Origin of the sequence: Pantoea sp. K16, from assembly GCF_048452805.1 — a bacterium.
Taxonomy (GTDB): domain Bacteria; phylum Pseudomonadota; class Gammaproteobacteria; order Enterobacterales; family Enterobacteriaceae; genus Pantoea; species Pantoea agglomerans.
Window position 1 is genome coordinate 220502 of record NZ_JBLWNV010000004.1, and the last position, 24411, is coordinate 244912.

Consider the following 24411-nt stretch of genomic DNA (forward strand, 5'->3'; position numbering starts at 1 on the left):
AACCGTCGCCAGCGACAACTCAGCCGCCCCCTCTCCAGCCCTCTTCTCCGAAGGCGTATTTGATTAAATGGCCCCCTGCTGAAGGCAGCGCTTAATGAAGGTTTTTTTCATTCCGGGCGCAGACCGAGGGGCGCTGGCAGTGAAGGTACTCATACAGCAGCAGCATTCCTACCGGGTTATCCTCCAGATTTTCGAAATCAACGTGAGTTTTTTCCAGAAGATATTTTCTCAGGGCGCTAACCGGGATGTTTTTATGGGAAGCCAGCGCCCGGCACAGCTGCGCCACGATCTCGCACTTTACTGAATACGGCACATCAGGATTATAAATTTCCGGAATGGAGTGAGTCTGATTCATAACGGTACCCTCTATAAGCGCTTAAGCTGACTGAGGAGGCCACAGGCCTGCCGATGAGAGATAAGTTATAGCAAGGAACGCGTTTTCGTGTAAATCAGGAACGTTTTGAAAGGCGTCACGGAGCTTTGCGTTCGTCCGGTTTGCGTTTCAGTCAGAGGCAACTTACATACTCACAGCGAATGGATGGCGCTTTTGCGTCTTTGCGCAAGGCATAGGCTCCCTGAGACTGCACTCAATTTTACAACCGCATCTGCCTCACCAACCTCGGTTGTTCAAACCGGATCCACCTCATTCTCCAGCTTCTGACGACGTCGCAGATGCGGAAACAACTTCATCCACAGCGCCACCACCACCAGCGTACCGATGCCGCCAATCGCCGCCGCCGGTGCCGCACCCATCCAGGCCGCCAGCAACCCCGACTCAAACTCGCCCAGCTGATTCGACGTATTAATGAAAATCGCGTTAACCGCATTCACCCGACCGCGCATGGTATCCGGCGTATCCAGCTGCACCAGCGCACCCCGGATCACCATACTCACCATATCAAAGCCACCCAATGCACAGAGCGCCACCAGCGACAGCCATAACTGCGTGGAAAGCGCGAACACCAGCGTCGCAACGCCAAAGCCCGCCACCGAGCCAAACATAATCATCCCGACATGCTTCTCCAGCTTGTGACGGCTCAGCCAGATGCCCACCAGCAATGCTCCCACCGACGGTGCGCCGCGCAACATCCCCAACCCCCAGGGCCCGGTATGCAGAATATCTTTGGCAAAAATCGGCAGCAGCGCCGTTGCACCGCCCAAAAGCACCGCAAACAGATCGAGCGAAATTACCCCAAGTACATCTTTGCGCTCACGGATAAAGTGAATCCCGGCAAACAGATTCTTCATATTCATCGGCAGACGAGCCTGCACCGGACGCTCATAACGCAGCAGACTCACCAGCGTCAGCGAAACCAGATAAAATAGCCCGGAAACGCCATACACCACATGCGGCCCGGCGACATAAAGCAGCCCGCCAATCGTCGGCCCGACGATAACCGCTGCCTGACCGCCCACGGAGTTCATCGCCATCGCACGCGCCAGAATCGAAGGTGGCACCAGCGACGGCAGCATCGAAGACATCGCAGGCCACTCCAGCGCTTTCGCCACTGCAATCATAAACACCAGCCCCCACAACGCGGTCTTATCGGGGGTATGGAATAAGGTAAGCACCACTAATGCCAGCAGTGCGGCAAATTCCACCAGCTGACCCAACAGCACGATCCGCCGCCGGTCATATTGATCCGCCAGATGGCCCGCTGGCAGCGCCAGCAACACCGACGGCAGAAACTGCATTAAGCCAATCATCCCTAACGCCATCGCGCTGTTGGTCAGCGCATAGATCTGCCAGCTGATTGCGACCGAGAACATCTGAAAACCAAATGATGAGCAGGTACGCGCCACCCAGAAGGCGACAAATGTCCGATGTCGCCACAGCGACTCTTCCGCTGCCGATGCCATAAATCCCATGTCTTATCCCAAATCAGGTGAGGAAACCTGCGTCGTTGCGCGGTGTTATTGGTGTGGTGATTGTCGGCTTCACGATAGCAGACCGGATGCGAGCAGAAGGCCTGCGGCTCCAGCGCAGCCTCCCTGCGCGATAAGCAGCGTCCCTGTCCGGCCGAGGCGCGTCAGACCCCTCATGATTATTACCAGCCTATTGGTCCCGACTATTGAATATATTCCAGCACATCATCAGACACCAAAGGAATTATCGTTTCTTTGCTAACAGGTTTATTTACTTTCTCCGGCAACAAAAGGATGATTTGGATTAAGCATGTGATCTATATTTATTCACGCGTTTAGAAAAATGCGACTTTTTATATGCTTAATTAACAACAAATCCTTTCTATTGAATTTCATAGAGATAATGAAAAACAGTTTATATAACCCTTATGTTACTGAACCAATCCATCACGTTAAGCGTAATGTCACTGGCATTTGCTATAGCGTGCCTTATCTTCAGCAAAACCAGGATAGCGGCAATATACTTAATACAAACAACATTATTTCATTACACAATCAAATTGCTACTGAAGCAGCATTAATGGTTGTGCCGGTGGAAGATATTCGATTACGGGGAATGATCGCGGTTCCGGATGCCTATACGCATTTACAAAATGCGCGTGTCCGGATTGGAATTAATTATTCCAGTCTGGCAGCACACAGTACGTCACTGCTTGAATTAACAAAGAAATTTGATTTCTGGCTTTATGATTTTGCGCCACTGGGTGCAGACTGGCGACTGCTGGAATCATTTCCTTTTTCAGGAATTGTTTTAACCGAATCTTTCTTTAATGATAATTATGAGAAGTTTACCTTTCCCTTTTTTATGGCGACGTTTCGTGAAAAAGGGGCAGAGGTAATCGTACGAAGTCATACGCCGCCCTTAACCGCTGAGCAGTTTGCTGAGATAAATATCAGCGGCTGGCAACAGCAACGCTCGGACGGCGATCTTATTAGCTGCTGATTCACAAATCCTGCCTTCCGGCGTTAAGGGCACACGGCGGTGCGCTTAACGTCCTTTAATCCCCCATAAAATGTCGTTTTATTCCAGTTGTTAAGCGGTTTAAGCCAAAAAAATCAAACCTCGATCTGATTTTGCTATAACATTTAACACAAAGGGATCGTCTGTCTTAACGGAAGAGATACTTCAGAACACCCTAATCATTTGTACTTGATAACTGGAAACAGCCTATCTGGTTGTTTTCGTGTGTTTTATGGCAACGAAACGAGGTCGATATTATGGGGAAAAACTCCTCATCTTTTGGCGTAATTCGTTTCCTGACGGTGCTGTTCGCAGTGCTGACGGGCGCGTTTATGCTGATTGGCGGTGGCTGGTTAGCCGCCATTGGTGGTTCCTGGTATTACGTTTTTGGCGGTGTGGTGATGCTTATCACCGCTTATCTGCTTTCCCGTCGTAAAAGCACTGCGCTGGTTCTCTATGCGTTGCTGCTGATCGGCACCCTGATCTGGGGTGTATGGGAAGTGGGCACCGACTTCTGGGCACTGGCACCACGCACCGATGTGCTGGTGATCTTCGGTGTCTGGCTGATCCTGCCGTTTGTCTATCGCAGCTTCAATGCGGGCAGCAAAGCCGCGCTGGGTACCATGGCTGTGGCGCTGATTGCCAGTGCCATTGTGCTGGCCTATGCGGTATTCAACGATCCGCAGGTCATCAACGGGTCAGTACCAGAAACCGCTGACAACGCCCCGCAGGCTGCGCCGCTGAGCAACATCCCGGATGCTGACTGGCCCGCTTATGCGCGCGATCAGCAGGGAACCCGTTTCTCTCCGCTGAAGCAGATTAATCATCAGAACGTGAAAGAGTTGCAGGTTGCCTGGCAGTTCCAGACTGGCGACATGAAAACCCCTAACGATCCGGGTGAAATTACCGACGAAGTCACGCCGATTAAAATCCGCGACACGCTTTATCTCTGTTCGCCACACCAGATCCTGTTTGCACTGGATGCGGCCACCGGTAAGCAGAAGTGGAAGTTTGATCCGGGCATGAAGGTCAACCCGACCTTCCAGCACGTGACCTGTCGCGGTGTTTCTTACCACGAAGTGCCGGCAGCCGCCGATGCAGCGAACACTCAGCCTGCGCTGTGTTCACGTCGTATCTATCTGCCGGTCAACGATGGTCGTCTGTTTGCACTGGACGCAGAGACCGGCGAACGCTGCCCGGCATTTGGCGTCAACGGCGAGCTGGATCTGCAACACAAACAGCCTGTCACCACTGCGGGTCAGTATGAGCCGACCTCACCGCCGGTGATTACTAACACCACCATCGTGATGGCGGGTGCGGTTACCGATAACTACTCAACCCGCGAGCCGTCAGGCGTGATTCGTGGCTTTGATGTGAATACCGGCAAACTGCTGTGGGTGTTTGATCCAGGCGCAAAAGATCCTAATGCCATACCGGCTGATGAACACACCTTCACCATGAACTCTCCGAACTCATGGGCACCGGCAGTTTACGATCCGAAACTGGATACCGTTTACCTGCCGATGGGCGTGAGCACACCGGATATCTGGGGCGGTAACCGCACACCAGAGCAGGAGCGTTATGCGAGCAGCGTGCTGGCCCTGAACGCCACCACCGGTAAGCTGGTCTGGTCTTATCAGACTGTGCATCACGATCTGTGGGATATGGACCTGCCGTCGCAGCCGACGCTGGCTGACATCACCGACAAAGATGGCAACACCGTACCGGTTGTCTACGCGCCAGCGAAAACCGGCAACATCTTTGTACTGGATCGCCGTACCGGCAAGCCAGTCGTGCCTGCGCCGGAAACGCCAGTGCCACAGGGTGCTGCTAAAGGCGATCACGTTGCCGCCACTCAGCCCTACTCTGAGCTGACCTTCCGTCCGAAACAGAATCTCACGGACAAGGATATGTGGGGCGCGACGATGTTTGACCAGCTGGTGTGCCGCGTGATCTTCAAGCGCCTGCGCTATGAAGGTCCGTTCACTCCGCCATCTGAGCAGGGTACGCTGGTGTTCCCGGGTAACCTCGGTATGTTCGAATGGGGCGGCATCGCAGTCGATCCTCATCGTCAGATCGCGATTGCTAACCCAATGGCGCTGCCGTTTGTCTCTAAGCTGATTCCACGTGGCCCAGGCAACCCGATTGAGCCGCCGAAAGGCGCTGAAGGTGGTTCAGGTACTGAAACCGGTATTCAGCCTCAGTATGGCGTGCCGTATGGCGTCGAGCTGAACCCGTTCCTGTCACCGTTTGGTCTGCCATGCAAACAGCCTGCCTGGGGTTACATCTCCGCGGTGGATCTGAAGACCAACAACGTGGTGTGGAAACAGCGTATCGGTACCGTTCGCGATAGCGCACCGGTTCCGCTGCCGTTCAAAATGGGTATGCCGATGCTGGGTGGTCCTATCACCACCGCAGGTAAGGTGTTCTTCATTGGTGCGACCGCAGATAACTACCTGCGTGCTTTCAGCACTGATACCGGCGAACTGTTATGGCAGGCACGTCTGCCAGCAGGCGGCCAGGCGACACCAATGACCTATGAAGTGGATGGCAAGCAGTACGTTGTCATCGCGGCAGGGGGTCACGGCTCGTTTGGTACCAGGCTGGGCGATTATGTGATTGCCTACGCGCTGCCAGACCAGAAGTAATTCACGCAGCTGTGAATAAACTAAGGCGGACTCCGGTCCGCCTTTTTTGATCGCACTACTTTTTCATGCCACGCCAGTTGAGCCAGGCGCAAAACAGCATCACCACGCAGGTTGCCAGAAACACCGGCCGCATCCCGAATGCACCGCCCACCAGCCCACCGAACAGCGGGCCGCTGACCTGGCCGATATATTGTGCCGAGGTCGAATATCCCAGCATCCGCCCAACCTGAGAACCCGGCACGTTATGACGAATGATCGACGTGATGCATGGCATCAACCCGCCCAGCGCCATCCCCATCAGAAAACGCAGCAGCACCAGTTGCCAGGCCGCCGTGATAAATGCCTGGGGTATCAGCAGCAGCCCGCTAACGACTAAACCGCCGGTCAGCACCCGCCAGTGCCCTACCCGATCGGCCAGCCGACCCAGTCGTGGTGCCGCCAGGACCGTGCCCAGCGCCGCCGCGGACATCACCAGTCCGGCTATCAGGGTGATCTGGTGGTCGCCCTGCACAAACTCGCCCACGTAAAGCGTAATAATCGGCTCAATCGACATGCTGGCGAAGATCAGCAACATGCCAGAGAGCCACATCAGCCGTATCAGGCTGTGATTAACCGGCCCGGCTTCAGGATGCGGTTGCTGGCTGGCGCGCGATGTAGCGGGAGCACGTGGCTGCTCTTTGAGTAAAAAGGTAGTGGCGAGGAAGGCGAGAAAAATCACGGCGCCGGTCAGCCAGAAAGTCTGACGAATCCCGATCAGTGGCGGTAGCACACCGCCCAGCAGCGGCCCGACCACGTTACCGGCCATAATACCGGAAGATAATACCCCCAGCGCCCAGCCGGTCTGCGCTTTCGGCGTTTGCGCCGCCACCAGAATGGTCGATCCCGATGCGTAGCCGCCCAGCAGCCCCGCCAGCAGGCGCAACGCCACCAGTTGCCACGGCGCGGTCGCCATGCCAATCAGTGACATCGCAATCGCCATCCCGAGACTGGCCCGAATCAGCATCAGCTTACGACCATAGCGGTCAGCCAGCCTGCCCCACAACGGCGCCGTCAGTGCGGCGCTGAAAAAGGTCGCGCCGTAGGCAAGGCCGGACCAGCGGGCGATAGCGGCAGGCTGCTCAACGCCGAGTTGCTGAACATAGAGCGGCAGGAACGGCAGCAGCAGCGTCATCGCCACGATAGTGGTAAAAGAGCCGACGACGCAGACCCCTAAGTTACGTCGCCAGTGCTGAAACTCTGCAGTTTCGGGTGACTGTTGCATGATGATATCCGGTGAGTAATCAGGGATACAGGCTAACCGGCGTAGCGGAGTAACAACAGTCGCGGCGGGATAGTTACTCTGTGGCGCTGATTGTTGTCAGCAGGCAACAATCAGCCTGTGTTCAGCGCCGCAACCAGGGCATCACACAGCAGCGTCACGGGCGAGGCCGGTTCAGGCGTGTCGTGCAGCAGTAGATAACTTTGCAGACGATCCATCTGCCACTCCGGCAGCAGTTGCTGAATATCCCCGCGCGCCATCGCCTCCTGGGCCATGTAGGAGGGCAGATAGGCGATGCCGCTCCCTGCCAGTGCCGCATTGAGCAGCGCCATGCTGTTATTGGCGCGAAAACGGCTATGTACATCCAGTGCCAGCCGCTGTTTATCACGGCGGAACGGCAGTGCGGCGGTGTGCGCCGGACCATGAAACATCAGCAGGTCGTGGCGTGGCAGCATCTCAGGATGCGTGATGGCGGGTCGCTGCGCCAGGTAGGCGGGCGCGGCATAGAGCCCCCACTCGATTTCGCTCAGTACCCGAAAATTGCCCTGCTGTGGCGATCGGGATCGGATCACAATCGCCAGATCCGCCTGATCATCGAGCCGATCGTGACTGCGATCGGTCAGATCAAGATCGACATTGATATGCAGATGCCGACGCAGAAAGCGATTAAGAACAGGGACTACGCACTGGCAGCCGAACGTGACGGGTGCCTGCAGCCTGACATGGCCGGCGGGCTGCTGATGCACCTGCTGCACAAAGGCTTCGGCGCGCTGCACTTCGGCCAGCATCCGCACACAGTAGGGATAGTACGCCTGGCCCAGCTCGGTCAGCGCCAGCCGCCGGGTGGTGCGTTGCAGCAGCCGGATACCGAGCCGCAGCTCAAGACGGGCGATCTCCCGGCTGACATGGGATTTGGACAAGCCGAGTGCGCGTGCCGCCTCACTGAAACTCTGTAATTCCACAACCCGTGCAAATACCAACATGGCGGTTAAATTCGCGCCGTTTTCCATGTTTCCCGACTCCGACAGTAAAGGGATGCTGGCAACAAACTAACACGTTCGGGCGGGGTCACTGTGGCTGATGGGTAAAAAAAGGCGAGGCGAAGAACAAGTGGAGAGAAGCGCAAAGCGCGGGCCGACCTTCCCGTCCGCAGGCTGTGACGGGAAGGTCTTATCAGGCATCAGCTGGCCATCGCCAGAGGGAATAGCAGCCGATCCGGCTCGACACGACGCTGACGGCGCAACTGGCCAGGCGTCACCATAAAGTAGTTTTTAAACGTGCGGGTATAGGCCTGCTGGGTATCAAAGCCATAGTTCATCGCCACCTGCAGTATCGCTTCGTTGCTGCTCAGCAACGTGAGCGCAGACTCGGTTAAACGGCGCTGACGGATATATTCTGCCAGTGAAAAGCCGGTATGCTGGCGAAACAGCCGTTGCAGATGCCAGCGCGAATAGCCCGAGCGGCGCGCCACCTCATCCAGATGCAGATCGTGTCCTAAGTTGTTCTCAATCCAGTCCAGCAAACTCCGAATAAACTCGCGCTGATTCATGGTTCCTCCTGTTGATGCTGATGTGCAGTGGAGCCACTCTACCTGCTAAAATTTATCCCTTAATTAGCAGAAAATTAGCGCAGAATTAGCAACGGCGGAAACGGAGGCGGAATCGCGCGGCCAGCGGGGCTTTAGTGTGAAAGTTCGTGAAGAGATTGCTGCTGAAAAAAGGCAGAAGATAAAAACGCTGAGTCAGACAAATTTATTTCTGCATCATAAGTGACGGGGGCATTCAGCCCTGTCAGGCGTCAACATGTTTGAGATATCGCTGATATTCCTGAGCCAGAAAATCAACGCCTTCCTTTCGGGTGACATAATCAACATCAATTGAGGTTATGGATGTTACATCAGGCTGATCAGGATAAAGATGCAGGTAGGTCAGATACCAGTACATAACAGCCTGACCGCCTACAGTAATAACCGGTGACGGAAGTTGTCCGGCGTTATCAATAAGATAACGGTTAAGTTTAAGGATCTGTTCTTCTGGAGGAATAGCGTGCAATGTCATAAAAAAAGCCCACCTGTATGATGAGCTTATTTTACTACCTGGCTGATTTCAGCACGGCGTGACATCAGAAAAATGCGAGGCTGCGTCCACTTTTTGCAGGCACAATACCCTGAGGACGTTTTTCAAGCACGCGGCCTGGAGCCTGACCATTTCGGACGGCTTCAACACGCTCCTGATACTCGCGCTGATGTCTGATTTTTGCTTCCTGGGCTGACATACTATTCACCGCTGAAATGTCTGGCATTAATCTGTTGCTCAAATATACGTCACCCCATTTACGCTTGCAATCGCTGGCATCTCAATGGATATGGATGGGGACATCAGGCCACCTGACTCCTCCATAAAATACCGGTGACGGCGGTCCGCGAAATAATTCATGCTGTGGCAAGGCGGCAAATGCGCGAGTCCCCAGGAGCTGACATAAGTCAGTGACTGGGGTGAGCAAAAGCAGCCAACGCCGCCACAGTGCGAAGTATGACGGCAGAAGTCCGCCAAAATAATCCGTGCTGTGGCAAGGCGGCAACTGCGCGAGTCCCCAGGAGCTGACATAAGTCAGTGACTGGGGTGAGCAAAAGCAGCCAACACCGCCACAGTGCGAAGTATGACGGCGGATAATTCTGGCCTAACAATTGGTGAGTAAACTCCCCTCATCTTTCTGAAGGAGATCAGCCATGCGCGTGTTACTGGTTGAAGATGATGAAATGATCGGCGCGAACCTGCAGCAGGCACTGGAGGGCGCGGGCTGGTCGGTGGACTGGGTGCGTGATGGCATCTATGCCCAGAATGCCTGGAGCGAAGGCGGCTACAGCTGCGTGCTGCTCGATCTCGGCTTACCGCGCGATGATGGCCTGCAGGTACTGCGCCGGGCGCGCGGGCGCGGCGACGCCACGCCGGTACTGATTCTTACCGCACGCGACACGGTGGCGCAGCGGATTCAGGGACTCGACAGCGGCGCTGACGACTACCTGCTTAAACCGTTCGATTTGCAGGAAGTCATGGCCCGGATGCGCGCGATTACCCGACGCAGCCACGGCGCAGCAGACTCGGTGCTGGGCAGCGGCGATGTGCAGCTGGATATGATGACCCGCGAAGTGCTCTACAAAGGACAGCGCGAGCAGCTTACGGCGCGCGAATATGCCCTGCTCTACGCCCTGCTGGAGCGGCCAGGCGCTATTCTGTCGCGCGAGCAGCTGGAAAATCGCATCTATGGCTGGGGCGATGAAGTCAGCAGCAACGCGGTGGATGTCCTGATCCACGGGATGCGCCGCAAACTGGATAACGACGTGATCCGCAATGTGCGCGGGCTGGGCTGGCGGGTACCGGCAATATGAAACCCTTCACCTTTATGCGTTCATTACGCAACAAATTACTCTCTACGCTGCTGATTATTCATCTGCTGATGATCGGTGGCGTCACCTGGTATTTCTTCAACTGCTATGGCGATATGGTTGGCACCATGAAGGACGATCAGCTGGCAAAAATCGCTGATGCCTGGTCCACTAATAAACAGATGCCCGCCCTGATGCCGATGCTTATTGCGCCTGACAAGGCGAAGAGCGCCTTTGTGGTGCAGCTGTGGGACGATCGGGGTCAGTTACGGGCCAGCTCATGGCCGGAGCTGCAGGCTCCGCTGCAAAATCAACGGGGCTATCGCGACGTGCATGTGGGTCAGTGCGACGACTGCGAATGGCGCATCTATACCCGGCCCGGCTTACCTGGCAGCGAGATCAAAACCATCCAGGTGATGCACAACCTCAGCTACATGAAGGCATTGATGGTCAAACGGGCGCTGTCAGCGATCATTCCGTTGATCCTGATGATGCCGCTTTCACTGCTGGTGATCTGGCTGGTGGTGCGCAAGATCACCCGGGATCTGCAGGTCGCTTCGCGTCAGATTGCCGCGCAGGAGACGCATCATCCGCACAATGTCTCACCCGAAGGCTTGCCGGATGAGATCCTGCCGCTGGTGGCCGCCTACAACTCGCTGCTGAGTAAGCTGCGTGAGGCCTGGTCGTCGCAGCGTCAGTTCCTGGAAGATGCGGCGCATGAACTGCGAACGCCGGTAACGGCGGTGACCTTGCAGCTGGAAAATCTGCGTCAGCATATCCAGCCGGGCGAAGCGAGCCGGCAGTTCAGCCAGCTGGAAGCGGGCGTCACACGCACCCGTCATCTGGTCACGCAGTTACTCAATGTCTCGCGTCAGGATGACCAGAGCGTGGTCGCCAGCGTCGAGCATATCGAACTGGACGATCTGCTGAAAGAGAGCATTGAACAGCTGATGGTGGTGGCAGATAAACGCGGCATCGATATCGGCTTTAATGGCTCCACGCAGTATCGTTTGCAGGCCAGCCGTTCCGAGCTGCGCAGCCTGTTCGACAACCTGATTGGTAACGCCATGTTGCACACGCCGGAGGGCAGCCTGGTCGATGTGCTGCTGCATCGGGTCGCAGGTAAAACAGTGGTCGATATTGTCGATAACGGGCCAGGCATGCCGGAATCCTTTATCGAACGCGCGTTTGACCGTTTTACCCGTTCGCCTGACGTTAAAGCCCAGGGCAGCGGACTGGGGTTATCCATTGTGCGCAACGTCGCACAGAAGCATCAGATTCACGTCGCCCTTTCCAATTGCCTGACGCCACAGGGTGCCATTTGTGGTTTGCAGGTTCGCGTCACCCTTCCCTGATCCCGCCCGTTTGATCACGAACCAGACAACGTAAACGGTTGCCTGGTTCCATTCGATCCTGGTCATTATTGTGAAGCGCATCACATTTTAGCTGAATTGTAATGCAACACTTTTTGACAAACGTGAGCAAAATCTATTTTCTATCGATCTGTTACAGGCACGCTACGCGGGCTGAAGAACTGGCTGTTATTTGCTGTGAAACCCTCATTCCCATCAAGGGACCGATTTCTCTCTGACTGCGTCTGCTGTGCGGCGGTCAAAAGCATGTGGCTGATAATAATGAAATTTAAAACGTTGATAGCAGGTGCCGTGCTGGCATGTTCATTGAGTGGCGCTGCGCAGGCCGCTGAAAGCGATCCGCAGTATGTCTCCGACTGGTGGCATCAGAGCGTTAACGTGGTAGGCAGCTACCACACCCGTTTCGGACCGCAGTTTAACAACGACGTTTATCTGGAATATGAAGCGTTTGCGAAGAAGGACTGGTTCGATTTTTATGGCTACCTCGACCTGACCAACTTCTTCGGCGCAGGCAACAGCAACGCCAACGGCATTTTTGATCACGGTTCACCGATGTTTATGGAGATTGAGCCGCGCTTCTCTATCGACAAACTGACCGGCACCAGCCTGGCCTTTGGTCCGTTCAAAGAGTGGTATTTCGCTAACAACTACATCTACGATATGGGCCGCAACAGCGATAGCCGCCAGAACACCTGGTACATGGGTCTGGGCACCGATATCGATACGCACAGCGATGTCGGTCTGTCGCTGAACGTCTACGCCAAATATCAGTGGGAAAACTACGGTGCGGCGAATGAAAACAGCTGGGATGGCTATCGCTTCAAGGTGAAATACTTTGTGCCAATCACCACACTGTGGGGCGGTAACCTGGGCTATGTGGGCTTCACCAACTTCGACTGGGGTTCCGATCTCCGCGATAAAGGCGGTTCATCACGCACCAGCAACTCCATCGCCTCCAGCCATATTCTGTCACTGGGTTACGATCACTGGCACTTCTCTGCGGTGGCGCGTTACTTCCACAACGGCGGACAGTGGGCGGATGGACAGGAACAGAATTTTGGCAACGGGCCGTTTGAAGTGAAATCGACTGGCTGGGGTTACTACCTGGTGGCGGGTTATAACTTCTGATTACGTGCGGCGGCCTGAATAGCGCCGCCGCGCATTAATCCGGGCAGTTGCCATTAATTAATACGGCGCCGCAAATTGCGACGCCGGCTGGCCCGATTATTCCTGCGGCTTCTCGACATTGATGCGCCACGGAATGTTGAACTTATCAATGAACATCGCGAATCCATTCGACCAGAACGTCTCCTGCCACTCAGTTGTCACCTTGCCGCCTGCCGACAGTTTCTCAAACCAGGCTTTACCCTTTTCGACATCGTTAGTTGAGAGACTGACCGCGTAACCGGCATGCTCAGACGCTGGCGGCTGATCGGTGTTGCCATCGCTCAGCATCAGCTCACCGTCACCAATACGCAGCTGGGCATGCATGATCTTTTCTGGCGGCTGCGGCGCGGCAGACTGATCGCCGACCTGCTCACCCTGATCCGGCATATCACCGAATTTCATTTTAGAGAGCAACTCTCCCCCGGTCGCCTGCAGGTAAAAGTCGATAGCCTCTTCGCAACGGCCATAGAGAAACAGATAAGGACTGACTTGCATCGTAACCTCTATATTTGTCGGGTGGATTTTTTTCAGTATCTTAACAGTGTAGACGATCGACTTTACTCGCTGATTTTACTGGCAATAACGGCGAAAGAGTTGTGCCATATAACTGCTCATAGGGGTCAGCGTCGTGTCTTTGCGCTGGATCAGATAGAAGATCGCTTTCGGCAGGGGTTCGTCGAGCGTCAGCGCCACCAGCGACCGACCCAGAATCGGGTCGTCAATGACGTCGACCGACAGAATACTGATGAAATCGCTTTGCGCGACCAGGCTGGTGCAGGCCATAAAGGTTTCACAGGTCACCACAATTTTCGGGGCCATGCCGCGCTCGCCAAACAGATCGTGCAACAAGCGGTAGTAACTGCCTTTAGGCGTTGGCATCGTCCAGTCCGCCTGCTGTAACTCCGCCAGAGAACGCGCCTTTTCCAGCGGATGGCCTTTGCGCACCACCACCTTGTACTCGCGCTCCATCATCCGCTCATACATCAGCTCCTGATCGAGATGGCTCTGATCGTAGGTATTAATGGTGAAATCGAGCGCGCCCTGGCGCAGTTCATGCACCATCGACACCAGCTGGCCTTCGACGATGCGCACCTTTACCAGCGGGTATTCGCGATGAAACTGATTAATCACCTGCGGCATAATGGTGCGCGCCACGCTGCCACCGACGCCGATATTCACCTGACCGCCACCCAGTCCCAGCCGCTGCTGAATATCCTCTTCGGCGACCCGCAGCTCTGCCAGCACCAGGCTGGCATGCCGAAAAAAGTTATCACCGATATCGGTTAACACCACGCCCTGCTGACGGCGGATAAACAGCTTTGCCCCCAGCTCGCGCTCCAGTTCCTGAATCGCTTTGGTTAACGCCGGTTGTGACAGCCAGGAAAGACGGCTTGCCGCCCGGATACTGCCCTGTCGCGCCACGTCAACGAAGGCGCGCAGCTGATGGAGCTTGAGATTGGCAGACATAATTTTGCGATAACCGTTGTTTATCAGTCACAAGATATTCGCATCTTATGCCGGTCAATACCATTGTGTAGATTCGGAACAGTGCATAAAAAATCAACAACGAGGAGAGAGCCGATGAAACCCCTTTCAGACCACGTCAGCGCCCGGCTGCCACAGCTGCAACAGTGGCGTCGCGACTTCCATCACTATGCCGAATCGGGCTGGCTGGAGTTCCGCACCGCCACCTTCGTCGCTGAAGAGCTGCATAAGCTCGGTTATCAACTGAAGCTGGGCCGTGAGGTCATCGACGCCGACGCGCGGATGGGCTTGCCCGACGAGGCGGTGCTGAAGCAGCAGGAAGCGCGCGCGCTGCAACAGGGCGCGCTGCCGCAGTGGATCAGCCACTTCTCCGGCGGATTCTGCGGCATCGTGGCAACGCTTGAGACCGGCCGTCCTGGCCCGGTGATGGGCTTCCGCGTCGATATGGATGCCCTGGATCTCAACGAGAGCCAGGCTGACGATCATCTGCCGCAGCGTGAAGGGTTCGCCTCCTGCAACGCAGGCATGATGCACGCCTGCGGACATGACGGCCACACCACCATCGGGCTGGGTCTCGCCTCGGTGCTGATGGCGATGAAAGATCAGCTCAGCGGCACGATTAAACTGATCTTCCAGCCCGCCGAAGAGGGTGTGCGTGGCGCAAAAGCGATGGTGGCGGCGGGCGTGGTCGATGACGTTGATCGCTTCACCGCCATTCATATCGGCACCGGCGTGCCGGCAGGCGAAGTGGTGTGCGGCAGCGACAGCTTCCTCGCCACTACCAAGCTGGATGTTCACTTTACCGGCGTCGGTGCCCATGCGGGCGGTCGTCCTGAAGAGGGGCGCAATGCCCTGCTGGCCGCCGCACAGGCAACGCTGGCGCTGCATGGTTTAACCCAGCACAGCGGCGGCGTGGCACGGGTCAACGTGGGCGTGCTGCAGGCGGGAACCGGCCGCAACGTGGTAGCCGACTGCGCCCTGCTGAAAGTCGAAACCCGTGGCGTGACCAATCAGGTCAACGACGACATCTATCAGCAGGCGCTGCGGGTGATTGCCGGTGCGGCGGCGATGTATGGCGTTGAGCAGCAGGTCTCGCTGATGGGGGCCGCGCGCAGCTGTACCCCGACGCAGCCATGGGTTGATTTCATCCATCAGCAGGCGGACGCGCTCGGTATCTTCAACTCCGTGGTCGATCGTAAAGCGCAGGCGGCGGGTTCGGAAGATGCGACCTACATGATGGAACGGGTAAAGCAGCGCGGCGGTCAGGCCTCTTACGTCATTTTTGGCTGTGAGCTGGCGGCGGGTCACCACAATGCGAAATTCGACTTTGATGAGCGGGTGATGCCGGACGCCATCACGCTGCTGGCGACGCTGGCGCTGAACCAGGCGCAGCATGGGGGCTCACGATGATGGAAGACTTTATTGTCGACTATATCGCTCGTCATCAGCTTCGTTTCAGCACGCTCAGTGACGCCATCTGGGACACACCGGAGACCCGCTTTGCTGAAACCCGCTCGTCAGCCCTGCTTTCTGATGCGCTGGCAGAAGAGGGATTCAGAGTGGAACGCGGCGTGGGTGGCATCGATACAGCGTTTATCGCCAGTGCGGGCAGCGGCAAGCCGGTGATTGCCATCCTTGGCGAGTTCGATGCGCTGGCGGGCCTGAGTCAGCAGGCGGGCTGCGCCCGGCCACAACCTCTGGAAGCCAACGGCAACGGACACGGCTGCGGTCACAACCTGCTCGGCACGGCAGGTGTTGCGGCGGCCTGCGCCGTGAAAGCCTGGATGGAACAGCATCACACGGGCGGCACGGTTCGCTTTTACGGCTGCCCTGGCGAAGAAGGCGGTTCGGGCAAGACTTTTATGGTGCGCGAAGGGCTGTTTGACGACGTTGATGCCGCCGTGACCTGGCATCCGGAGGGGTTCAGCGGCATGTTCAATCTGCGCACCCTCGCCAATATTCAGGCGGCGTTCAGTTTCAAAGGGGTTGCGGCGCACGCGGCCAATTCTCCCCATCTGGGCCGAAGCGCCCTGGATGCCGTCACGCTGATGAATACCGGGGCCAATTTTCTGCGCGAGCATATTGTTCAGGAGGCACGTCTGCACTACGCCATCACCAACAGCGGCGGTGTATCGCCAAACGTGGTGCAGGCCGATGCGGAGGTGCTCTACCTTATCCGCGCCCCGGAACTGCCACAGGCGCAGGCGATCTATGAACGGGTGATCAATATCGCCAGGGGTGCAGCGCTGATGACCGACACCACGCTGACCGTACGTTTTGATAAAGCCTGCTCGGATTACGTGCCGAATCGCGCGCTGGAAGCGGTCATGGAGCGTTATTTGCATCAGTTTGGTTTGCCCGACTATAGCGACGAAGAGCGCGCGTTTGCGGCGGAACTGCGTGCCACGCTCACTGATGACGATCTGCGCAATGCCCGGCTCAATGCCGCCCGAACCGGTGGGGAAGCCGGTCATGCCTGGGCTGAACAACTGGGCGACAAGCTGTTTATGGATGAGGTCGCGCCCTATGCGGTCACGCGAGAGCTGCTTTATGGCTCCACCGACGTCGGCGATGTCAGCTGGGTGACGCCGACTGCACAGTGTTTTGCGCCCTGCTTTACCTTCGGCACGCCGCTGCACACCTGGCAACTGGTGGCGCAGGGACGCACCAGTATCGGGCATAAGGGGATGTTTCTGGCGGGCAAAGTGATGGCGGCCACAGTGTTAACGCTGTTAACGGATCGGCAGGCGCTGGCTGGCTGCAGGGCCGAGTTTGATCGGGTACGCGCCGCGCAGCCCTATCACTGCCCGATTCCGAAGGGAATTACACCAACAAAACTGGCCGAATGAGCCAACGGCCGTGTCTCTGACACGGACCACTATAAAAAAATATTGCAAACACTTCCCCGATTCAGCGGTGCCGGAACTGAACTCACCGCCTGTCGCACAACGCGACCGGCGTCAGGCCTTGCTACCGCCGATAAAAGGGACACAAGACGAGAACCAATACCATGGAAGCAACATCCGAGAACCGCAGTCCTGGCCGGCTCTTCAGCTGGATCGAGCGCGTGGGGAATAAAGTCCCCAACCCGTTTTTACTGTTTGTCTATCTGATCGTGGTGCTGATGGTGGCGACCGCCATTATCAGCGCGCTGGATCTGGCGGTGAAGAACCCGAGCAACGGCGAAATCGTGCGGGTGAATAACCTGCTGAGCGTCGCAGGCATTCAGTGGATCCTGCCAAATATCATCAAAAACTTCAGCAGCTTTACCCCGCTGGGATCGATTCTGGCGCTGGTGATTGGTGCTGGACTGGCGGAAAAGGTCGGCCTGCTGCAGTCGCTGATGGTGAAGATGGCGTCACGCGTCAGCCGCCGTTATGCCAGCTACATGGTGCTGTTTATCGCCTTTTTCAGCCATATCTCCTCGGATGCCGCGCTGGTAGTGATGCCGCCGCTGGGCGCACTTATCTTTCTGGCGGTGGGCCGTCATCCGGTGGCGGGCCTGCTGGCCGCCATTGCCGGTGTGGCCTCCGGCTTTACCGCCAACCTGCTGATTGTCACCACCGATGTGCTGCTCTCGGGCATCAGCACTGAAGCGGCTAAAGCGGTCAGCGACACGGTGCATGTCAGCGTGATCGATAACTGGTTCTTTATGGCCACGTCGGTGATTGTGCTGACGATTGTGGGCGCGCTGCTGACCGATAAATTTGTCGAGCCGCGACTGCCAAAGTGGCAGGGCAACGGCGAGAAGCTGGCGGCGCTGACGCCGCTTGAAAACCGCGGTCTGCGGGCTGCCGGGATCGCCGCGCTGCTGTTTATCGCCCTGATGGCGCTGCTGGTGGTGCCGGAAAATGCACCGCTGCGCAATCCCGCCACCGGCGCCATTATTCCCTCGCCTTTTATTCAGGGCATTGTGCCAATCATCATTCTGTTTTTCTTTGTGGTGGCGATTGCTTATGGCGTGGTCACCCGACAGATCCGCCGTCCGGATGATATCCCGCAGCTGCTGGTCGATCCGATGAAGGGCATGGCGGGTTTTATCGTGATGGTGTTTCCGCTGTCGCAGTTCGTGGCGTTCTTCAACTGGAGCAACATGGGCAAATTCATGGCGATCGGGCTGACTGATGTGCTGGAGAGCGCAGGCGTCAGCGGCGCGCCCGCTTTTCTCGGCCTGATGTTCCTGTCGGCGTTTCTCTGCATGTTTATCGCCAGCGGCTCAGCCATCTGGTCGATTCTGGCGCCGGTCTTTGTGCCGATGTTTATGCTGCTCGGCTTCCATCCCGCCTTTGCCCAGATGATTTTCCGCATCGCCGACTCCGCCGTGCTGCCACTGGCACCGATGTCGCCGTTTCTGCCGCTGTTTCTCGCCTTTTTGCAGCGTTACCAGAAAGATGCGCAGCTCGGCACCTATTACGTGCTGATCTTCCCCTATCCGCTGGTGTTCTTTATCAGCTGGATAGCGCTGCTGCTGGTGTGGTATCTGCTGGGTCTGCCGATCGGGCCAGGCGTCTGGCCGAAACTGCCGTAAAGCACAGTGCCACGGATGGCAAAACCTGCAACGTACGTTGCTAAATAGTCAGCAACGACCTTCTCGGCAACGGCGGATGAATTGACTATTCTGCTATTTCTTCGCTTGCTAACGGTTAACTATTTTAATAAGCCTCCGACCGGCTGCGAGTCGTCTCCACACTGCCTGAGGTTCACGCTGACATGACCACCTCCTCCACCAGCCTGCCGCCGATGCACGCTTCATCGGCGGCCCGTAACAGCTTAGCCGCTCGGGTTGATGCGCTGCCCTCCTCCGCCGGATTGTGGCGCTTTATTACGCTGCTGGCGCTGGGCGGCTTTTTTGAGCTTTATGACCTGTTTGAAACCGGCTATATCAGTACCGGCCTGCTGTCGGCGGGCGTATTTCACACGGGTGCGGCAGGCGTGCTGGGCTTCTCCGATCAGGCGGCATTCGCCTCAGCCACTTTTCTCGGTCTGTTTTTTGGTGCCAGCCTGCTGGCACCCTACGCTGACCGCTTTGGTCGCCGTCTCACCTTTATGTGTGCGCTGCTGTGGTACGGGCTGTTTTCGCTGCTGATGGCGTTCCAGCAGAGCGCAGAGATGATTATTCTGTTCCGCTTTCTGGTAGGGATCGGGCTGGGCGTCGAGCTGGTGACCATCGACACCTATCTGTCGGAATGGGTGCCGACCCATCTGCGCAGCCGCGCCTTTGCCTTCTCCTTTTTCGTGCAGTTTTTATCGGTGCCGGCCGTGGCGCTGATGTCGTGGTGGCTGATTCCGCAAACGCTGTTCAGCCTTGAAGGCTGGCGCTGGGTGGTCATTGCGGGCGCGGTCTGTTCGCTGGTGATCTGGCTGGTGCGCAGGAACCTGCCGGAGTCGGCGCGCTGGCTGGCGCAGCAGGGTCGTCATCAGGAGGCGCATCAGGTGCTGTCCACGATGGAGCAACGCTGCGGCATCCCGGCAGGACCCGCTTTTTCAGCCGATGACGCCGCGGTGCAGCTGCCAAAACGGGGGCGCTTCAGCGAGATCTGGTCACCCGCTTACCGCAAGCGCACCCTGATGCTGGTGGTGATGAATTTTTTCCAGGCGATCGGCTTTTTCGGCTTTGGTAACTGGCTGCCTGCGCTGCTGTCAGGCCGCGGTGCCACGGTGACGCACAGTTTGCTTTATGCCTTCTTCATCACGCTGGCCTATCCGCTGGGATCGCTGATCTGTAGCCGCTACGCCGATAAGCTGGAGAATAAGTGGCAGATTGTCCTGTCGTCGCTGATGACGGTGGTGTTCGGCACGCTGTTCGCCTTCCAGACGCAGCCGGTATTGCTGATTCTCTGCGGCTTCCTGATCACCTGGTCCAACGCCTGGCTGACCTTCAGCTTCCACGCCTATCAGACCGAGATTTTCCCGACCCATATTCGTGCGCGGGCGGTCGGCTTCTGCTACTCCTTCAGCCGTCTCTCTACGGTATTCAGCAGTATTTTGATTGGGGTGATCCTGCAGTATGCCGGTACGCCAGGCGTGATTACCTTTATCGTGCTGAGCATGGTGATGGTGATGCTGTCGGTAGGGATTTATGGGCCGAAAACGCGCGGTATCGATCTGGAGAATATCTAAAAGAAAAGGCCGTCATCCTGATGATGACGGCCTTTTTTACTGCCGATTATTTGCCTTCCAGTACCCGGATATCTGCACTGCCCAGCCGATCTTTCTCATCTTTACGCAGCTCAGCGACCTGTTTCGCGCTGACTGGCTCCGACGCCTTGTTGCCCCAGCTGTTACGCACGAAGTTTACCACGTCCGCCACCTGCTGATCGTCAAGACGCCAGCCAAATGCTGGCATAGTAATGGTCGACGGCGCGCCATTTACGCCAGGCAACTGTCCGCCCACCAGCACGATATGGATCAGTGAGGTCGGATCGTCCGCCAGCACCACCGGATTACCGCGCAGCGCCGGATAGAAACGTTTATAGCCGCTGCCATCGGTTTTATGGCACGCCGCACAGCTGTCGACGTAGGTGGCTGCCCCCGTCGCACTGTCGTCACCTTTCCACAATGCTTTGGCGGTGGCGTCATCGACGCTGAAGGCTGCCTGATGCGGATCTTTCGCGCCCAGCGACTTCAGATAGCGCGCAATCGCCGTGATATCGGACTCGCTCAGGTGCTGCAGGCTGTGTTCCACCACGTCGGTCATGCCACCAAAAGCTGCGGTCTGATCGTTGCGGCCATAACGCAGGAACTGACGCAGGTCCTCTTCGCTCCAGCGACCCAGTCCATCACGGTTGTCGCCACGCAGATTGCTGGCGGTCCAGCCATCAATCGGTGCGCTGCTGCCCGCCAGATAGTCGCTGCCCTCATTGTTGGTCAGCGCCTTCTCCTGCATCGTGATGCTGCGCGGCGTGTGACAGGCCCCGCAGTGACCCAGTCCTTCTACCAGATAGCGACCACGTGCCAGCACCGGATCTTCCTGGACTGCAGGCTGGAACGCTTTCACGTCGGGCGCAAAAATTCCGCGCCAGATCGCCAGCGGCCAGCGCATCGACAGCGGCCAGGGAATGTCGCTCTCCCGGTTTGGCTGCCCGACCGGCGCGACGCCATGCATGAAGTAGGCGTAAAGCGCCTTCATGTCTTCATCGCTGACCACTGCATAAGAGGGATATGGCATCGCCGGATAGAGCGTATCGCCATTTTTCGCCACGCCCTGACGCACCGCTTTCTGGAAGTCGTCGTAGCTGTATTCGCCAATGCCAGTAGCGGGATCGGGCGTAATGTTGGTGGAGTAGATGGTGCCAATCGGTGTTGCCATCGGCAGCCCACCGGCAAAGGCCGCGCCGCCTTTGCTGGTGTGGCAGGCCACACAGTCACCGGCTCGCGCCAGATACTCACCCCGTTTAACCAGATCGTCCTGGCTGCTCTCCGCCAGGGCGGCGAACGTCAGGGAGCCAAGAATCAGAGCCAGAATGCCATTTTTCATCGCCATGTCCTTATGCCTGCACCAGTGGGCCTGGGTTTTTCAGGTAGTGTTCGCGAATCGCTTTAGCTGACCAGTAGGTCAGCGCCGCCACCATGCCGGTCGGGTTGTAGCCCAGTCCCTGCGGGAAAGCCGATGCGCCCGGTACAAACACATTCGGTACGTCCCAGCTTTGCAGATAACGGTTAACCGCACTGGTTTTTGGATCGTCGCCCATGATCGCACCGCCACTGATGTGGGTAGTCTGATAAACCGTGGAGTCGAAATGGGTGCCAGGCTTTTTCGCGCCGCCGATGATCATCTTCGGATTCATCGCTTCCGCGATATTGCGCATCTTGCCGACCATGAACTGCGCCATTTTGATGTCGTTCTCCTGCCAGTCAAAGGTCATGCGCAGCAGCGGCTGTCCATAGGCATCTTTGTAGTTGGGATCGAGATCAAGGTAGTTGGCGCGATAAGACTGGTGGGCGCCGTGCGCATCCATCGACAGATGATGGGTGTAGGTATCCGCCACCGCCGCTTTCCATTTGCTGCCCCAGTTGGGCGTACCCGCCGGCACCGGCAGGCCGGAGATCGGTTTGGTGCCCGCCTGGTTAACCCAGAATGGCGAACCACCAACAAAGCCCAGCGGCCCATGGTCGAAGTTATCCGCGTTGAAATCATCAACCGCAACGCCTGCGCCACCCGCACCGATAAACGGATTAGTGGTGGTGTTCTTATCAAACAGCGCCTTCAGCGTAGAGAGGTTCTGATAGGCGAAGTTGCGGCCTACGGTCCCTTCGTTGGTAATCGGGTTGTAGGGTTTGCCGATGCCCGACAGCAGCATCAGGTGAACATTGTGGAACTGGAAGGCGGAGAGGATCACCAGGTCAGCGGGCTGAATCTGCTCGCGGCCCTGCCCATCCACATAGGTCACACCGGTCGCACGCGTTTTGTCATCGCTGAGATTGACCCGCAGCACATAAGAGTTATTGCGCAGCTCAAACTTAGGCTCCTGACGCAGCGCAGGCAGGATATTGACGTTAGGCGACGCCTTGGAATACATGTAGCAGGCGTAGCCGCTGCAGTAACCGCAGAAGTTGCACGGCCCCATCTGTGCGCCGTAGGTGTTGGTATACGGACCCGAGGTATTGGCGGACGGCAGATCGTAAGGGTGATAGCCGACCGACTCTGCCGCCTGAGCAAACAGCTGCGCCGAGTAGGTGCGCTTCTGCGCGGGCAGTGGGAAGTTATCTGAGCGATCGGGCGCAAACGGGTTGCCGCCTGTATCTTTGCCGACCACTTTGCCTTTGATACTCCAGGCGCTGCCTGAGGTGCCAAAAACCTTTTCCGCTTTGTCGAAGAACGGCTCCAGCTCATCATAGCTGACGCCAAAATCCTGAATCGTCATGCCTTCCGGAATGAAGTTCTTGCCGTAGCGCTCTTCGTAATGGCTGCGCATCCGCAACTCAACCGGATCGACACGGAAATGGACGCCGGACCAGTGAAGACCCGCGCCACCGGTGCCGGTGCCGGGCAGAAACGCCGCCAGCTGACGATAGGGCACTGCGGTCTGCGACGCATCATGACGAATGGTCACGGTGCTTTTGGAGAGATCCTGGAAAAGCTTTTTGCGGACGTTATAGGTCAGCTCATCAATGGACTGCGGATAGGAGCCATCGGGATAGGTATCGCGATGCGGTCCGCGCTCCAGCGCCAGTACGTTCAGGCCTGCTTCGGTCAGCTCTTTCGCCATAATGGCACCCGCCCAGCCGAAGCCGACAATCACCGCATCCACTTTTTTCATTTCGTTTGCCATGCTTAGCTTCTCTCCCCGCGAATCGACACTGACGGTAACGGATAACGTTCGCCGCGCTCTACCCAGTCCATAAAGTCGGCGCGTGCGCCAGGGAAGTTAATCAGCTTCCAGCCGACCATGCCCTGATTCCCGCCGTGTATAGGATCGCTGAAGAAGCCTTCACGGGTATTCTGCAACAGGAAGCTAAAGAAGACTTTTGCCGGCAGCTGGCTGAATTCAGCACTGCCACTTTCCATCGCCTGCAGTAAGGCATCCTGCTGCTCGCCACTGAGCTGGGCGAACACCTTGCCGTGCTGCTTTTTGCTGTAATTATCGGCATCGGCCAGACCGAGGCGGTAGATCTGCTGTGGCACCAGCGGCAGCTGATAGCCCAGCTCTTTCGGCAGGTCGGGGTTAAACGGCCCCTGCATATACCAGTTCGACCCCGTGGCATACGGCGTATTCATCTGACGATCGATAAACTCAGGCACGCCCGCTTCCAGCGCACCAGGCCCGCGTTCATCGCTGGGGATAAGCCGTGCCACGGCGGCGGTAATAAAAGCAAACTCTTCGGCGGTGAACCAGTTCGGCTGGTAGTCGCGCGCCTGCTGTGGCGTGGCCGGGGTTTCAGCCGCCTGTGTGGCCAGCGGCAGGGAGAGTGCACCCATCGCTGTGGAACCTACCGCCATTGCAGGCGCCAGGGTGATTGTCTTCAGCAAAAAATCCCTGCGTGAATGACCCTTTTTTTGTTCTGACATGACATTGCCTCATTCCCGCGCTGACCGGCGGTATGAAAAAAATAGGTGGTTGCGTTGTAATGGTTTTTATCAGCAGATACAGGCCAGGAGCCTGTTTGTTACCGGTAACAAACAACCTATTGTAACACTGCCATTCACAAAGATTTAGTTCCAGGAAACAAAACCGCACAATTTCATTAACATCTATCCCCCTCCTGTC

At 56.9% G+C, this 24411-nt stretch carries 20 protein-coding genes; 10 read left to right on the forward strand and 10 right to left on the reverse strand.

Annotation, left to right across the window (positions count from 1 at the left end; genetic code table 11):
* The first annotated feature begins 94 nt into the window (after positions 1-94).
* A complete protein-coding gene (locus tag ACK13D_RS07180; protein ID WP_010252057.1) occupies positions 95-304 on the forward strand; it encodes a hypothetical protein in 210 nt (69 codons plus the stop codon).
* Between the two features lie 323 nt (positions 305-627).
* Here ACK13D_RS07180 and ACK13D_RS07185 read toward each other — a convergent pair whose 3' ends face one another.
* Positions 628-1869 carry an MFS transporter gene (locus ACK13D_RS07185; RefSeq protein ID WP_010252060.1) on the reverse strand — a complete coding sequence of 414 codons (1242 nt, stop codon included), beginning with the start codon at positions 1867-1869 and terminating at the stop codon, positions 628-630.
* 400 nt (positions 1870-2269) lie between these two features.
* Here ACK13D_RS07185 and ACK13D_RS07190 point away from each other — a divergent pair, with 400 nt between their 5' ends.
* On the forward strand, positions 2270-2869 hold the full coding sequence (locus ACK13D_RS07190; protein ID WP_064690593.1) for a hypothetical protein: 600 nt from the start codon (positions 2270-2272) through the stop codon (positions 2867-2869).
* Between the two features lie 275 nt (positions 2870-3144).
* On the forward strand, positions 3145-5535 hold the full coding sequence (locus ACK13D_RS07195; protein ID WP_010252065.1) for a glucose/quinate/shikimate family membrane-bound PQQ-dependent dehydrogenase: 2391 nt from the start codon (positions 3145-3147) through the stop codon (positions 5533-5535).
* Between the two features lie 55 nt (positions 5536-5590).
* Here the strand turns inward: ACK13D_RS07195 and ACK13D_RS07200 are convergent, their stop codons facing one another.
* The 4 genes from ACK13D_RS07200 to ACK13D_RS07215 all read right to left on the reverse strand — a co-directional run bounded on the left by ACK13D_RS07200 (position 5591) and on the right by ACK13D_RS07215 (position 8850).
* On the reverse strand, positions 5591-6796 hold the full coding sequence (locus ACK13D_RS07200) for an MFS transporter (RefSeq protein ID WP_418796026.1): 1206 nt from the start codon (positions 6794-6796) through the stop codon (positions 5591-5593).
* A 110-nt stretch (positions 6797-6906) separates the two neighbouring features.
* Positions 6907-7803, reverse strand: a complete 897-nt coding sequence (locus tag ACK13D_RS07205) for a LysR family transcriptional regulator (protein WP_045140856.1) — start codon at positions 7801-7803, stop codon at positions 6907-6909.
* Between the two features lie 170 nt (positions 7804-7973).
* On the reverse strand, positions 7974-8342 hold the full coding sequence (locus tag ACK13D_RS07210) for a helix-turn-helix domain-containing protein (RefSeq protein WP_009092546.1): 369 nt from the start codon (positions 8340-8342) through the stop codon (positions 7974-7976).
* A 241-nt stretch (positions 8343-8583) separates the two neighbouring features.
* Positions 8584-8850, reverse strand: a complete 267-nt coding sequence (locus tag ACK13D_RS07215) for a hypothetical protein (RefSeq protein ID WP_010252074.1) — start codon at positions 8848-8850, stop codon at positions 8584-8586.
* Positions 8851-9521: 671 nt separating this feature from the next.
* Between ACK13D_RS07215 and ACK13D_RS07220 the strand changes: the two genes are divergently transcribed.
* The 3 genes from ACK13D_RS07220 to ACK13D_RS07230 all read left to right on the forward strand — a co-directional run bounded on the left by ACK13D_RS07220 (position 9522) and on the right by ACK13D_RS07230 (position 12679).
* A complete protein-coding gene (locus ACK13D_RS07220) occupies positions 9522-10181 on the forward strand; it encodes a response regulator (RefSeq protein ID WP_010252086.1) in 660 nt (219 codons plus the stop codon).
* On the forward strand, positions 10178-11533 hold the full coding sequence (locus tag ACK13D_RS07225) for a sensor histidine kinase (protein ID WP_418796029.1): 1356 nt from the start codon (positions 10178-10180) through the stop codon (positions 11531-11533). The genes ACK13D_RS07220 and ACK13D_RS07225 overlap by 4 nt, the downstream gene beginning before the upstream one ends.
* A gap of 279 nt (positions 11534-11812) precedes the next feature.
* Positions 11813-12679 carry a nucleoside-specific channel-forming protein Tsx gene (locus ACK13D_RS07230; protein ID WP_052271192.1) on the forward strand — a complete coding sequence of 289 codons (867 nt, stop codon included), beginning with the start codon at positions 11813-11815 and terminating at the stop codon, positions 12677-12679.
* Positions 12680-12775: 96 nt separating this feature from the next.
* On the opposite strand, the gene yjdN is transcribed toward ACK13D_RS07230, so the two are convergent.
* Both yjdN and ACK13D_RS07240 read right to left on the reverse strand, forming a co-directional pair.
* Complete coding sequence (gene yjdN / locus ACK13D_RS07235; RefSeq protein ID WP_022625240.1) at positions 12776-13213, reverse strand: VOC family metalloprotein YjdN; 438 nt, start codon at positions 13211-13213, stop codon at positions 12776-12778.
* A gap of 75 nt (positions 13214-13288) precedes the next feature.
* On the reverse strand, positions 13289-14185 hold the full coding sequence (locus ACK13D_RS07240; protein WP_418796031.1) for a LysR family transcriptional regulator: 897 nt from the start codon (positions 14183-14185) through the stop codon (positions 13289-13291).
* A gap of 114 nt (positions 14186-14299) precedes the next feature.
* On the opposite strand from ACK13D_RS07240, the gene ACK13D_RS07245 reads away from it, so the two are divergent.
* The 4 genes from ACK13D_RS07245 (at position 14300) to ACK13D_RS07260 (ending at position 20323) form a co-directional block, all read left to right on the forward strand.
* Complete coding sequence (locus ACK13D_RS07245; protein ID WP_418796033.1) at positions 14300-15613, forward strand: M20 family metallo-hydrolase; 1314 nt, start codon at positions 14300-14302, stop codon at positions 15611-15613.
* Positions 15610-17052 carry a M20 family metallopeptidase gene (locus ACK13D_RS07250; RefSeq protein ID WP_418796035.1) on the forward strand — a complete coding sequence of 481 codons (1443 nt, stop codon included), beginning with the start codon at positions 15610-15612 and terminating at the stop codon, positions 17050-17052. Before ACK13D_RS07245 ends, ACK13D_RS07250 begins: the two co-directional genes overlap by 4 nt.
* Positions 17053-17213: 161 nt before the next feature.
* Positions 17214-18731 (forward strand): p-aminobenzoyl-glutamate transporter, encoded by a 1518-nt coding sequence (abgT, locus tag ACK13D_RS07255; protein ID WP_010252101.1) that lies wholly within the window; start codon positions 17214-17216, stop codon positions 18729-18731.
* Between the two features lie 182 nt (positions 18732-18913).
* Complete coding sequence (locus ACK13D_RS07260) at positions 18914-20323, forward strand: MFS transporter (protein ID WP_418796037.1); 1410 nt, start codon at positions 18914-18916, stop codon at positions 20321-20323.
* Between the two features lie 46 nt (positions 20324-20369).
* Here ACK13D_RS07260 and ACK13D_RS07265 read toward each other — a convergent pair whose 3' ends face one another.
* Genes ACK13D_RS07265 through ACK13D_RS07275 form a run of 3 tightly spaced genes read right to left on the reverse strand, consistent with a single transcriptional unit; the run spans position 20370 to position 24212 of the window.
* A complete protein-coding gene (locus ACK13D_RS07265; protein ID WP_418796065.1) occupies positions 20370-21680 on the reverse strand; it encodes a c-type cytochrome in 1311 nt (436 codons plus the stop codon).
* A 10-nt stretch (positions 21681-21690) separates the two neighbouring features.
* Positions 21691-23475: a GMC family oxidoreductase gene (locus ACK13D_RS07270; RefSeq protein ID WP_010252112.1), complete on the reverse strand. Its 1785-nt coding sequence runs from the start codon at positions 23473-23475 to the stop codon at positions 21691-21693.
* A gap of 2 nt (positions 23476-23477) precedes the next feature.
* A complete protein-coding gene (locus ACK13D_RS07275; protein ID WP_341576136.1) occupies positions 23478-24212 on the reverse strand; it encodes a gluconate 2-dehydrogenase subunit 3 family protein in 735 nt (244 codons plus the stop codon).
* Positions 24213-24411 lie beyond the last annotated feature (199 nt).